The 12899-nt window shown below is 65.8% G+C and carries 10 protein-coding genes; 4 read left to right on the top strand and 6 right to left on the bottom strand.

The annotated features are described in order from the left end of the window. Positions 1 to 108 precede the first annotated feature (108 nt). Positions 109 to 549, top strand: a complete 441-nt coding sequence (locus ABW18_RS06140; RefSeq protein ID WP_049698143.1) for a universal stress protein — start codon at positions 109 to 111, stop codon at positions 547 to 549. Positions 550 to 827: 278 nt separating this feature from the next. Further along, positions 828 to 3014 carry an RNA polymerase recycling motor ATPase HelR gene (helR, locus tag ABW18_RS06135; protein ID WP_049698142.1) on the top strand — a complete coding sequence of 729 codons (2187 nt, stop codon included), beginning with the start codon at positions 828 to 830 and terminating at the stop codon, positions 3012 to 3014. Between the two features lie 20 nt (positions 3015 to 3034). On the opposite strand, the gene ABW18_RS06130 is transcribed toward helR, so the two are convergent. The 4 genes from ABW18_RS06130 to ABW18_RS06115 all read right to left on the bottom strand — a co-directional run bounded on the left by ABW18_RS06130 (position 3035) and on the right by ABW18_RS06115 (position 8089). Further along, a complete protein-coding gene (locus ABW18_RS06130) occupies positions 3035 to 5374 on the bottom strand; it encodes a HelD family protein (protein WP_049698141.1) in 2340 nt (779 codons plus the stop codon). Then, positions 5371 to 6138 (bottom strand): hypothetical protein, encoded by a 768-nt coding sequence (locus ABW18_RS06125; RefSeq protein ID WP_049698140.1) that lies wholly within the window; start codon positions 6136 to 6138, stop codon positions 5371 to 5373. The genes ABW18_RS06130 and ABW18_RS06125 overlap by 4 nt, the downstream gene beginning before the upstream one ends. Positions 6139 to 6194: 56 nt before the next feature. Then, positions 6195 to 7202 carry a DoxX family membrane protein gene (locus ABW18_RS06120; protein WP_049698139.1) on the bottom strand — a complete coding sequence of 336 codons (1008 nt, stop codon included), beginning with the start codon at positions 7200 to 7202 and terminating at the stop codon, positions 6195 to 6197. Positions 7203 to 7402: 200 nt separating this feature from the next. Continuing rightward, a complete protein-coding gene (locus ABW18_RS06115; RefSeq protein ID WP_049698551.1) occupies positions 7403 to 8089 on the bottom strand; it encodes an MBL fold metallo-hydrolase in 687 nt (228 codons plus the stop codon). 290 nt (positions 8090 to 8379) lie between these two features. On the opposite strand from ABW18_RS06115, the gene uvrA reads away from it, so the two are divergent. Beyond that, positions 8380 to 11262, top strand: a complete 2883-nt coding sequence (uvrA, locus tag ABW18_RS06110) for an excinuclease ABC subunit UvrA (RefSeq protein ID WP_049698138.1) — start codon at positions 8380 to 8382, stop codon at positions 11260 to 11262. A gap of 51 nt (positions 11263 to 11313) precedes the next feature. Here uvrA and ABW18_RS06105 read toward each other — a convergent pair whose 3' ends face one another. Then, complete coding sequence (locus ABW18_RS06105) at positions 11314 to 11955, bottom strand: LysE family transporter (protein WP_049698137.1); 642 nt, start codon at positions 11953 to 11955, stop codon at positions 11314 to 11316. Positions 11956 to 12023: 68 nt separating this feature from the next. On the opposite strand from ABW18_RS06105, the gene ABW18_RS06100 reads away from it, so the two are divergent. Further along, complete coding sequence (locus tag ABW18_RS06100) at positions 12024 to 12452, top strand: Lrp/AsnC family transcriptional regulator (RefSeq protein ID WP_049698136.1); 429 nt, start codon at positions 12024 to 12026, stop codon at positions 12450 to 12452. 59 nt (positions 12453 to 12511) lie between these two features. On the opposite strand, the gene ABW18_RS06095 is transcribed toward ABW18_RS06100, so the two are convergent. Beyond that, positions 12512 to 12898 carry a hypothetical protein gene (locus ABW18_RS06095; protein ID WP_152930025.1) on the bottom strand — a complete coding sequence of 129 codons (387 nt, stop codon included), beginning with the start codon at positions 12896 to 12898 and terminating at the stop codon, positions 12512 to 12514. Between the last annotated feature and the right edge of the window lies 1 nt (position 12899).

The raw sequence follows: 12899 nt of genomic DNA, 5'->3' as shown, positions 1-12899 counted from the left end.
GGACAAATGTTGCGTGGCACACTATCCTGCCGATTCAGGTGACTCTAAAGTTGTCGTGATCGATGAAGTCCGCGAATGTGCGGAATCAGACATGTGTGGAGGTCAGGGATGGGCGCTTACCAGACGATCGTCGTCGGAACGGACGGATCGGAATCGTCGTTGAAGGCGGTCGATCGCGCGGGTGCGATCGCGGGCGATTCGAAATTGGTGATCGCATGTGCATATTTTCCGAACGATCGCGGCGCCGGTGAGGCTGCGGACGTCCTTAAAGACGAGGCTTATCAGGTGACCGGAAGTGCCCCGACCGACGAGATTCTGCGTCGGGCGAAGGAGCGGGCATCGAAGTCGGGGGGCACGCAGATCGTGGCACGCCCGGTGAAGGGCGCACCCGTGGATGCTCTGCTGCAGTTGGTCACCGATGTTCAAGCTGATCTTCTCGTCGTCGGCAATCGTGGACTGAATTCGATTGCGGGACGTCTGCTGGGTTCGGTGCCGGCCGACGTCGCGCGTAAGTCTGCGTGCGATGTGCTGATCGTGCACACCACCTAGTTCGCTTCTCCTCGAAACCAACAGCCGGGCAGACGGATTCGTCTGCCCAGCTGTTGCGCGTGTGCTGGTGGTTCGACGTATGCCGCCGTGATGAAAAGTCGTCGTGATGAAAGCCGTCGCGATGTGCTGTGGGGAGCGTGACTCCCGATCCGCCGTGGTCACTGCTGCGTCCCTGCCCTTTTCACTATAACGCGAGGTAGGGGCCTTGCCGCAAGGCCCCCATCCGGGTGCACAATCGGTGATTCCGCCCCCCGCCCAGCCTTTTTCGGAGTCGCCCAGTGCCCGCAGTGACCGACCATGTCTTCAATCTTCCGCCCGAGTCACCGAAATCCGTCCCGACTCGTATCGAGAGCGACGTGCGCCATTTCGAGGACACCACTGCATCCCTCGCCGGCACGGTCGATGCGCTCTCAGCCAGGCTCGACGCCGCGCGCAGGGCAGAGGGTGGAGGTGGGCAGCGCGCATCGGATCGCGACCTCGAGATTCATCAGTTGACCAGCCGTCTGCGGACGCTGCGTCGCTATGGCCTCGACCTGTGCATCGGCCGGATGACGCTGATCGACGAGCCTGACCCCGTCTACATCGGTCGCGTCGGGGTGACCGATCAGTCGGGCCGCCAACTGCTCGTCGACTGGCGGACCCCCGCCGCTGCTCCGTTCTTCAACGCGACCGCGGCGCAGCCGATGGGCGTGCGTTCCCGCAGACGCTACCGATGGACGCGCGGGCAGATCACCGACTACTGGGACGAAGTGTTCACCGCGGACGCCGCCGACGATGGGGTCTGGCTCGACGGCGATTCGGCGCTGCTCGCAGGCCTCTCCGCGAGCCGTTCGCCACGCATGCGTGACGTGTTGTCGACGATCCAGGCCGACCAGGACGCCATCATCCGCGCCGACTCGGCAGGCGCGCTGGTCGTCGACGGCGGCCCCGGCACCGGAAAGACCGTCGTCGCGCTGCATCGCGCCGCTTACCTGCTCTACTCCGACGCGCGGCTCACGCGCGGACGTCTGCTGATCGTCGGACCACACGAGCAGTACCTCTCGTATGTCGCCGATGTCTTGCCGAGTCTCGGTGAAGAAGGCGTGCAGACGTGCACGTTGCGCGATCTGGTCGCCGAGGGCGATACCGCGGTGCGAGAGGCCGACGATGTGGCGGCGGCACTGAAGTCGACGGCGGGGATGGTCGACGCGATCGAGACGGCGGTGCGGTGGTACGAGGAACCGCCGACGGAACCGCTTCTTGTCGAGACCGAGTGGGCGGATGTGACTCTGCGGCGGCGGGATTGGGCCGAAGCATTCGCGGCGCCCGAGGCCGGCATGCCACACAACGAGGCGCGCGGCGCGATCTGGCAATACCTGGCCGAGACGGTGCGGCGACGCATCGGCAACGATGACCTCGACCTGGACGACGTGCAGGAATCGTTGCGGCGCAACGACTCTCTTGCGGCGGCAGTGGGGCGCGCGTGGCCGATGCTCGACGCGACGGATCTCGTCGGCGACCTGTGGTCGGTTCCCGCGTTCCTCCGAATGTGTGCGCCGTGGTTGGCGCCGGATGACGTGCGACGGCTCCAGCGCGAGCGTCCGGATGCGTGGACCGACGCCGACCTCCCGCTTCTCGACGCCGCGCGCAACCGATTGGGAGACCGCAGTGCGGACGATCGGCGTCGCCGCCGGTCCGCCGCGCTGCGAGCCGAGCGCCGTCGTATGGACCTCGTCGTCGACGACCTCATGGCGTCGACGACCTACGACGACGGCGAGGGCCTGATGTCGATGCTTCGGCAGAAAGACCTGCGCGACGTTCTTGTCGACGATTCGGCCGCGCCGGACATCGAGCCCGGCACCTTCGACGGGCCGTTCGCGCACATCATCGTCGACGAGGCGCAGGAACTCACCCCGGCGCAGTGGCGAATGGTGCTGCGGCGCAACCCGTCCGGAAGCATCACGATCGTCGGCGACAGGGCGCAGGCGCGGGCGGGGTTCGCCGAGTCGTGGTCGGAACGGCTTCGCAGCGTCGGATGCCGGGACGTGCGCGTCGAGTCGTTGTTGATCAACTATCGAACGCCCGCCGAGGTCATGGAGGCGGCCGAGCCGGTGATCCGAGCTGCCATACCGGATGCCAACGTGCCGTCGTCGATCAGGGAATCGGGACTGCCCGTTCGACATGCCTCGCACGGTGACCGAGATGTGATCCTCGCCGAGTGGCTCGCGCGCAATGACGAGGGCGTCGCGTGTGTGATCGGTGATCCGGACTTCACCAGCACGGGCCGGGTGCGCGCACTCGATCCGATCACTGCGAAGGGCCTCGAGTTCGATCTGGTCGTGGTTGTCGAGTCCGAGGTCTTCGGCTCGGGGATCACCGGGGCCGTCGACCGCTACGTATCGATGACTCGTGCGACCCGCGAACTCGTCATCCTGCACCCCGAGGGCGACCATACGGGCGATCAGGATGAGCGATCAGGAGTGTGACGGGCGTCGTCGAAAGCCGTTCAGCGACGCGGCATGTCGTCGAGCTCTGTTGGCAGCGGGTCGGCGTTGACCACGACGAGGCGCTGCGTGCTGCGGGTCAGCGCGACGTAGAGATCGCTGTATCCGCGCGGCGACTGAGCGATGAGTGCGCTCGGTTCGACGACGACAGTCGTGTCGAACTCGAGCCCTTTACAGGTGGTGACCGTGTGGACGCGGGGGAGCTCGTCGACGCCGAGTGTCGTCGGGTCGAGGCCGGCGACCAACTGCGAGGTGGCGTCGAAGAGGCTGTCGGGCACCACGATTCCGGTCAGCCCGCGCAGTTCCGGTCGCGTGGCCTCCTCGATCGCAGTCGCGACGAGCTCGGCAGTTGACACCGAACGGGCATACGGATCGATTCCGTTGCTGCGCAACGAGGTCGGCGGTGTCAGTGAATCGCCGACGTGCGCCAGGACGCGCGCGGCGTAGGTCATGATCTCACTCGGCGTGCGGTAGTTGACGGTCAGCTCGCGCAACTGCCAACGGTTCGCGACGTAGGGTGTCAGTACCTCGCTCCACGACGTCGTGCCCGCAAGGTCGCCGGTCTGTGCGGTGTCGCCGATGATGGTCATCCACCGGTTCGGGATTCGGCGCATCACCATGCGCCACGCCATACCGGACAACTCCTGGGCTTCGTCGACGATGACGTGGCCGAATGTCCAGGTGCGGTCGTTGAAGGCGCGCTCCGCGGTGGTCGCGCGTTGTACGTCGGTCTGGCGCGCGGCGAGTTGCTCTGCGTCGATCAGGTCGTAGGCCATCAGGATCTCCGGGTCGAGTTCGTCCTCGAGATCCTGTGGTGCCGAGCCGGTGAGGATGTCGAGCGCATCCTGGGCGTCGGCGAGTTGTCGACGCCACCGCTCGCGTTCGGCACGTTCGGCCTCATCGGTGCCGTAGCCGACGAGTTCGGCCAGTTCGTCGAGCAACGGAACGTCGGCGGGAGTGAACTCGTCGCTCTCGCTGCCCTTTTCCGCTTTGCCGACTGGCCTGCGGCGTGCCCGGTGGAGCGCTGCGCGATCATCGTCGGACCAGCCCGGCGTGGCCTTGCGGATGGCGGCGGGGTCGTCGTAGAGGTCGCGGAGAACGTCCGTCGGAGTGAGCGTCGGCCAGAAGGCGAGCACCGCCTCACGGATATCCGGATCGCGACCCATGTCGTCGCGAATGTCCTTGAGGTCGGCGGGCGTGAGGAGTTGCGACCCGTCGAGCAGACTGGCGCCGATCGCCGCCGAGTGTCGGGCGGCGAGTGCGTCGAGTGCCGAGCGCAGGAATACCGGCTGCGCCTGGTTGTGCGCCCTGCGCGACCCGCGGGCCGCCGTACGCGCTGCCTTGACGAGTGCACTGTCGATTTCGACCCGGTAACCGTCGAAGTCCACGGATACCGGCTTGGTCGGCAGCGACTCGTGTGCCCGAACCGTGCGCTTGAGCACGTCGAGCATCTGTAAGCGCCCCTTGACCTCTCGGGTGCGTCGAGGTTCGTCGGCGGTCGCGGTGACGCCGGGGAAGAGCTCGCCGATCGTCGCGAGGAGCACTCCGGACTCACCGAGCGAAGGCAGCACCTGGCCGATGTAGTCGAGGAAGTCGCTGTTGGGGCCGATGATGAGGATTCCACTGCGCGAGAGGATGTCTCGATGTGTGTACAGCAAGTATGCGGCGCGGTGGAGCGCCACGGCGGTCTTGCCGGTGCCGGGGCCGCCCTGGATGACCGTGACGCCGCGGTGCGGTGACCGGATGATGAGGTCCTGCTCGCGCTGGATGGTCTCGACGATGTCGGTCATCTCGCCGGTACGTGCGGCGTTGAGGGCAGCTACGAGCGCGGACTCGTTGACCACGTCGCCGTGCGCTGACTCGTCGATCGAAGCCTCACCCGCGGTGAGGAATTCGTCGTTGACCTCACGGACGCCACGATTTCGCGTGCGGATGTGTCTGCGGCGAGCGACCTCTTCCGGCGCTGCAGGCGTTGCGAGGTAGAACGCTCGCGACAGGGGCGCCCGCCAGTCGAGAAGCAGTGTCGTGTCGCCGTCATCGTCGTCGAGGACTCCGATGCGTCCGATCCGCCGGGTTTCGCCGTCGTCGAGGTCGAGGCGGCCGAAATACAGATTGTGTTCGGCGGCATCGTATTTCGCGAGGTCGTCGACGTACATGCGTTCGTAGGACTCGCGTTCGGACAGCGCCTGCGGGGTTCCCGCGGACTCGCGCAGGGTTGCGGCGAGTCGACGACGGGTGTTGGCACGCATCCTGTCCAGACGCCCGTACACGGCGTCGAGGTGTGTCTGTTCCTCATCGATCCGGGGATCGGTGCGTTCGGTGTGTGTCGGCGAGGTACTCATCGGATCTCATCGTCGGGTTCGGCGTGCGTACCGAATGCGGTATGTGCGGTGCTGTCGGGATGGTGGGGTGCGGTGTCGCGGCTGAGGCCGTCGGGACGGCACTGTCCGCGGCTCTGGATGCGCCGTGTCAGATCCTTGCCCGCTGTCAGATCCTTGCCCGCGTCGGTGTCGCCGAGTCGCGCGCAGACGATCGCGGGCGGCTCCGCCAGCGACGGGTCGTCGAGCGCTTCCGCAAGGTGCGCGAGGACTGCGGACTGGGTCGAGAAGGGGAGCGGGGTCGAGCGTCGATCGGTGAGGATTCCGTGTCGTGATGCGTATATGGCGAACTCGCGCACCGGCATCGGTGAGCGGAGGGGAGCGGAGTCGACGTCGTCGAGGAGTTCACGCAGGGGATGAGAAGTCGTGGTCACTGTCAATCGATGGTAATTGGGTTCGGTGCGGTCGAGTGCGGCGAGTTGGTCGTTGTCGAGCCAGAACGCCGTCAGAGGTGTGTTGGCGCCGGGGGACGCGAAGGGAGCTGCCGGAATGTATCCGCGGGCCGACACGTGGCCGGAATACCCGACAGCGATACCGCTCACGACGACGCGGGCAGGACGGATGTCGACGCCGCCCACATCGGCGAGCTTTGTGGTCAGCACCGCGCGTGATGCGTTGGAACCGACGGCAACCATGAGCGTGCGACCTTCGTGGCGCATCTCCAGAGGGGCGTAGTCGGTGTCCGCGACCCACGGATAGTGCTGTGGCGGAAACGCGGCGGACCCCATGCGCCCGCTCGGAGTCTGTTCCGAAGGCGATGGGGTCCGCGCGTAGAGCGAAGGGGTCAGGACCGGGCCTTGCGCCAGCGCTTCTTGCTGTCGGCGACGGCTGCGTCGGCCTTGTCGCCTGCGGTCGACACCAGTTCCTTGGCCGACTCTGCGAGCTCTGCGGAACGCTCCCGCGCGGCTTCGGCGAGCTCTGCGGAGCGCTCCCGAGCGGCTTCTGCGATCTCGGGGGCGCGGTCGCGCACCTTGTCGGCAAATTCTGTGGAGCGCTCGCGTGCCGTCTCAGCGATCTCGGGGGCGCGGTCGCGCACCTTGTCGGCGAACTCCGCCGAACGCTCGCGGGCGTTTTCTGCGACGACGGGCGCACGGTCGCGCACCTTGTCGGCGAATTCCGCCGAACGCTCGCGGGCGTTTTCTGCGACGACGGGCGCACGATCGCGGAACTTCTCCGCGGCCTCGGCAGAACGCTCTCCCAACTTGTGCGCGTCCTGCTTGAGGAGACCTGCGGCCTCGCTGGACTTCTCACCGAGCGTCGACGCGGAATCCTGTGCGTGCTCGCGGATCGAATCCCACGCTGTGGTGCTCGCCTTCGCGCCGAGTGGCAGGGCCGCGAGTGCGGCGTCGGCCTTGCGTCGACCACGCCACGCGAGCGAGGGCTTGCCCTCGGTGTCGGCCGCCGAGATCAGCAGGCCGCCCATCAGGCTCAGGTTCTTCAGGAAGTGTGTGCGCTGCATACTCCGCGCAACCGGGTCCGACTCTTCCCAGAAGGGATGGCCGGCGAACGTCGTCGGTGCGAGGGAGCCCGCCAGAACGGCCGACGCGAAGCGTGGGAACTTGCCCGTCGCAAGGAGGACACCGCTCGCGAGTTGGATGCCGCCGTTCACTCGGACCAGCGTGACCGGATCGGTGGGGATGACGGAGGTGACCTCGTCCGGCAGCACACCGACGGTGCTCTCCACGAAGGGCTCCGCGATTTCTGCTCGCTTCTGCGGGTGTCGCAGGGCGTCATAGCCGGAGACGATGAACACCGATGCGAGCATCGGTCGGGCAATACGGCGGAGGATCATCTTGTTGACACGGTCCCTTCGGAAGTCACTGTGTTAGTCGGTCACTGTGCTTTTCGTTTACTGCGGCTCTTCGGTCACTGCGTTGGTCGATCACGCGTTGGACTGGGGTCGGCGGCGCTCTATCGAGGCTACCCGTCCGGTGTCGGGGCGCTCGGCGGAGTTGATGATCTGGCGCAAGTGTTGTGCGTGTAGGCCGATTCTCACCAGCCGCGTTCGCGCCATTCGTCCAGCGACGGGCGTTCGGTGCCGAGGGTCGTGTCCTTGCCGTGGCCGGGGTACACGACGGTCGAGTCGGGATAGCGCTCGAAGAGCTTGGTCTCGACGTCGTCGACGAGAGTGTCGAAGTCGCCTGGCGCCCAGGTCTTTCCGACGCCGCCCGGGAAGAGGGAATCGCCGGTGAACAGGTGGACGACGCCGCTTGCGGGATCGGTGAGTGCCAGCGCGATCGATCCGGGCGTGTGGCCGACGAGGTGGATTGCGTCAAAGGTCAGGTCGCCGACGGTCAGCACGTCGCCGTCGTCGAGGAGGATGTCGGGGGTCACGGGCAGTTCGGGAGCGTCGATCCTGCCGGCCGCGGTCGGCGCTCCCGTCGCTGACGCGACGTCGGCAAGTGCCTGCCAATGGTCGTAGTGCTGGTGCGTGGTGAAGATCGTGCGCGGGGTGCCGTCGAGTTCGTCGAGCACATCGCGAATGGTGTCCGCATCGTTGGCGGCGTCGATGATGAGTTGGTCGCCGGTCGCGACACTGGTGACGATGTAGACGTTGTTGTCCATGGGCCCAACGGAGATCTTCACGATCGAGGCGTTGCTCAGTGTGCGGCGCTGCGGGCCGGTCTCGGACAGATCGCCGGTGTATTCGTCGGTGATGGTGAGGTCGGACGAGGTCATGAACTCAGCGTAGCCACGCAGGTCGACGCGGTGGACGAGGATGGGAACACCTGGTGGGCCGCGTATCGTTGACAAGTGTTGTGACGCCGCCTGGAGACCGCCGGCTCGGCGTCGAGATTTCTTGTCGGTGGCTGCCGTTATGGTGAGCCGCGGACACGCCCAACGAGACAGACACGCCCAACGTGACATCGGTCGACGATCGGTGCCCAGCGGCGGCCGGATGCGCGGCGATCCCGCGCAGGGGCTGGCCAAGACGTATGGACCAGCCAAGACATGTGGATAGGACAGTAGTGGTTGATCGTTTGATCGTCCGTGGTGCCCGCGAACACAACCTTCGCGGTGTCGATGTTGATCTGCCCCGCGACAGCCTCATCGTGTTCACCGGACTCTCGGGTTCGGGGAAGTCGTCGCTGGCTTTCGACACGATCTTCGCCGAGGGCCAACGACGCTACGTGGAGTCGCTGTCTGCGTATGCGCGGCAGTTCCTCGGGCAGATGGACAAGCCCGACGTCGACTTCATCGAAGGACTCTCGCCCGCGGTGTCGATCGACCAGAAGTCGACGAACCGCAATCCTCGGTCGACGGTCGGCACGATCACCGAGGTCTACGACTACCTGCGCCTGCTCTACGCACGCGCCGGCGTCGCACACTGTCCGATCTGCGGTGCCGAGATCGCCAAGCAGACACCTCAGCAGATCGTCGATCAGGTGCTCGCCATGGACGAGGGCACCCGCTTTCAGGTCCTCGCGCCGGTCGTCCGCACTCGTAAGGGTGAGTTCGTCGACCTCTTCGCCGAACTGCAGACCCAGGGCTTCTCCCGTGCGCGCGTCGACGGCAAGATCCATTCGCTGACGGACCCGCCCAAGCTCAAGAAGCAGGAAAAGCACGACATCGACGTCGTCGTCGACCGGCTCGTCGTGAAGCCGAGCGCCAAGCAGCGTCTCACCGACTCGGTGGAGACGGCCCTGCGGCTTGCCGATGGCATTGTCGTCCTCGACTTCGTCGACATCGAGGAGAACGATCCCCACCGCGAACGTCGATTCTCCGAGCGCATGGCGTGCCCGAACGGACACCCGATCGCCATCGACGATCTCGAGCCGCGGTCGTTCTCCTTCAACTCGCCGTACGGCGCATGTCCCGAATGCGACGGCCTCGGGATTCGCAAGGAGGTCGACGAGGACCTCGTCGTGCCCGATCCCGACCTCTCACTCTCCGAGGGCGCCATCGCCCCCTGGTCGACCGGACACAACGCCGACTACTTCCTGCGACTCATGTCCGGTCTGGCCGACGAGATGGGATTCGACGTCGACACCCCGTGGAAGAAGTTGCCCGCCAAGGCGCGGAACGCGCTGCTCAACGGCAGCGAGCACCAGGTGCACGTCAAGTTCCGTAACCGGTACGGACGGACGCGCTCGTACTACACCGAGTTCGAGGGTGTCATGGCGTTCCTCAACCGCCGCATGGACCAGACCGAATCCGAACAGATGAAGGAACGGTACGAGGGGTACATGCGCGACGTTCCGTGCCCGGTCTGTCAGGGTGCGCGGTTGCGTCCGGAGATCCTCGCGGTGACGCTCGATCACCCCGAATACGGACCGAAATCGATCGCCGAGGTGTCGGCGCTGTCGGTGGCCGACGCCGCGGGCTACCTGGGCGGATTGAAGCTCGACAAACGCCAGGAGGCGATCGCCGGCCGCGTCCTCAAAGAGGTGCAGGCACGCATCACGTTCCTGCTCGACGTCGGACTCGACTATCTGTCGCTGTCCCGTGCCGCAGGGTCGCTGTCGGGTGGCGAGGCGCAGCGAATCCGTTTGGCCACTCAGATCGGTTCGGGTCTCGCCGGTGTCCTCTACGTCCTCGACGAACCGTCGATCGGACTGCACCAGCGCGACAATCGTCGACTGATCGACACCCTCACGCGACTGCGCGATCTGGGCAACACGCTGATCGTGGTCGAACACGACGAGGACACGATCCGCGCAGCCGATTGGATAGTCGATATCGGACCGCGCGCGGGCGAGCACGGCGGCAAGGTGGTGCACTCCGGTAGCTACAAGGATCTGCTGAAGAACCGCAAGTCGCTGACGGGCAACTACCTGTCCGGCCGCGAGACGCTTCCGGTCCCGCCCATCCGTCGGCCGATCAACAAGAACCGCCAACTCACCGTCGTGGGGGCGCGCGAGCACAACCTGCGCGGCATCGACGTCTCGTTTCCGCTCGGCGTGCTCACCGCTGTCACCGGGGTGTCCGGATCCGGAAAGTCGACGCTGGTCAACGACATCCTTGCGACGGTGCTCGCCAACAAGCTGAACGGTGCGCGTCAGGTACCGGGCAGGCACACTCGCGTGAACGGCCTCGGCAACCTCGACAAGCTCGTGCAGGTCGATCAGTCGCCGATCGGTCGGACACCGCGCTCGAATCCGGCGACCTACACAGGCGTCTTCGACAAGATCCGCACGCTGTTCGCAGCGACGACCGAAGCGAAGGTGCGCGGCTACCAGCCAGGACGGTTCTCGTTCAACGTCAAGGGCGGACGCTGCGAGGCGTGTCAGGGCGAGGGAACCATCAAGATCGAGATGAACTTCCTGCCTGACGTCTACGTTCCCTGCGAGGTGTGTCACGGTGCGCGGTACAACCGCGAGACCCTCGAGGTGCACTACAAGGGCAAGACCATCTCGGAGGTTCTCGACATGCCGATCGAGGAGGCCGCCGACTTCTTCGAGCCTGTCACCTCGATCCACCGCTACCTCAAGACGCTCGTCGACGTCGGCCTCGGATACGTCCGTCTCGGACAACCCGCACCGACACTCTCGGGCGGTGAGGCCCAGCGCGTCAAACTGGCCGCCGAACTGCAGAAGCGGTCGGCAGGCCGAACCGTCTACATCCTCGACGAGCCGACGACCGGCCTGCACTTCGAGGACATCAAGAAGCTCCTCGACGTGATCAACGGACTGGTCGACAAGGGCAACACGGTGATCGTGATCGAGCACAACCTCGACGTCATCAAGACTGCCGACTGGGTCATCGACATGGGACCAGAAGGTGGAACGGGCGGTGGCACGGTGATCGCCGAGGGGACTCCCGAAGACATTGCGGAGACACCGGGAAGCCACACCGGGAAGTTCCTCGCCGACGTGCTCGAGACAGGGGAGCCGGTCGCGACTGCCGGCTGATTCGTGTTTGCCCGCGGTCCCGATCAGCCGGTCTCGTCCAGCCGATCTGGTTCAGTGCAGTGATGCTGCGATCAGTGACACGCCCAGCAAAGCGACGACGGCGTTTCCGGCGATGATCGTGAGTCGACGGCCGCTGCCGGTTATCCGAGTACCGGCGGCCGCCCCGGCGATCGCCAGAACCGCCTGCCACAGCAGGGAACCGAGGCCGACCCCGGCCACGAATAGTGCTGCGCCGCAACCACTTATGTGGCCCCCGCTCGGCAAGGCGACAGCTGGTACGGCAATGGATGCGAAGTAGATGAGCGTCGCCGGATTCATCGCGGTCAACCCGACGAACATGAGGTAGCGGTGCCCCCTCGTCGACTGGGCACGGCTCGACGTCGACTGGGCACGGCTCGACGCCGAGTGTGCGCGGAATATGGCGTGCGCCGCCACGAGTAAGAGCACGCTGCCGCCGACGATGCCGGGATACGGGCCGAGACGGCTGATGAACGGTGCGATCGCCGCTCCGAACGTTGTGGCCGCGGCGGCGTAGACGGCGTCGACCGTCGCGACCCCGGCCGCGGCCTCGAGTGCACTGCGCACACCGCGCTCCGCTCCTTCGAGCATGAGCATCACACCGATCGCACCGAGCGGCATCGCAATACCGAAACCCGCCACGAGACCGAGTGTGAGTGCGTGGATCACCGACATCTGACCACCATCGACCGCGGTTGATGACGATGCCTAAAAGATGTCGCTTCGACTGATATCTTTTCGATGTGGACCCGATCGACCGACAGATCATAGAGGCACTTCGCCATGATGGTCGCGCATCGTTCAGTGCGCTCGGTCGGCTTGTGGGGCTTGGAACCAACAGTGCCGCAGCGCGGGTGCGACGCCTCGAGCGCGACGGTGTCATCCTCGGCTATCGCGCGGTGATCAGCACCGATGACGCACCGTCACCGGCCGGGATCGAAGCGTTCATCGACGTACGGCTGCACCCTGATCGCGACTCGGAGGAGTTCTTGCGGTGGGCGCAACGTGAGGCGATGGTGCGCGACGCGGTCCACGTGACCGGCCCTTACGACTACCTGCTGCAGGTATCGGTGGCCGACACCGCGGGACTCGACAGACTGCTTCGGCGGCTCAAGAGCGACGCCGGTGCCGCGCAGACCCAGACGCGCATCGCGCTGCGGCCGGATCACTGACTGGGTTCGCCGCCGGCGCGAGGTTCGCCGAGGCCGGGGGAGAAGAGTGGTGGGGAGTGTCAGTGCCCCATGGACTTTCGGATCTCGTCGAGCTTCTTCTTCGCGGCCTCGTCGCGCTTGCGCATCATGTCGTCGACGCCCTGGCCCTCGGGCGTGCCCTCAGCCAACTCCTGGGAACCGATCGCGGTCGAGATGCGCTTCTCGATCTTGTCGCGGACGAAATCGAAACTCGGCACACCTTGCTCGCTGTAGTCGGGATCGATGTGCCCGGGGCTCGAGATGGTCGTCGAGCCGGGAAAGCTGGATCCGGGAGAGGCGGTGTCGACGACTTCCGTATCCAGGACCTCGGCGTCGATGATCTCTCCGACGGGCTCTGTGCCGCCGGCCGAGGAGGTCGTCCGTGTCGGATCGGCCGGGTCGTGGTCGTGCGCACCTTCGGAGGTCATG

It is taken from the genome of Gordonia jacobaea (assembly GCF_001186365.1).
Classification (GTDB): Bacteria; Actinomycetota; Actinomycetes; order Mycobacteriales; family Mycobacteriaceae; genus Gordonia; species Gordonia jacobaea.
This window is presented reverse-complemented; position numbering and strand designations above follow the sequence as displayed.

Bases quoted from the DNA above. Each gene is read 5' to 3' on its own strand.
- ABW18_RS06095 (WP_152930025.1), bottom strand. From the start codon at position 12,898: ATGACCTCCGAAGGTGCGCACGACCACGACCCGGCCGATCCGACACGG.
- ABW18_RS06120 (WP_049698139.1), bottom strand. From the start codon at position 7,202: ATGATCCTCCGCCGTATTGCCCGACCGATGCTCGCATCGGTGTTCATC.
- ABW18_RS06140 (WP_049698143.1), top strand. From the start codon at position 109: ATGGGCGCTTACCAGACGATCGTCGTCGGAACGGACGGATCGGAATCG.
- ABW18_RS06125 (WP_049698140.1), bottom strand. From the start codon at position 6,138: ATGGGGTCCGCCGCGTTTCCGCCACAGCACTATCCGTGGGTCGCGGAC.
- ABW18_RS06130 (WP_049698141.1), bottom strand. From the start codon at position 5,374: ATGAGTACCTCGCCGACACACACCGAACGCACCGATCCCCGGATCGAT.
- ABW18_RS06105 (WP_049698137.1), bottom strand. From the start codon at position 11,955: ATGTCGGTGATCCACGCACTCACACTCGGTCTCGTGGCGGGTTTCGGT.
- ABW18_RS06115 (WP_049698551.1), bottom strand. From the start codon at position 8,089: ATGACCTCGTCCGACCTCACCATCACCGACGAATACACCGGCGATCTG.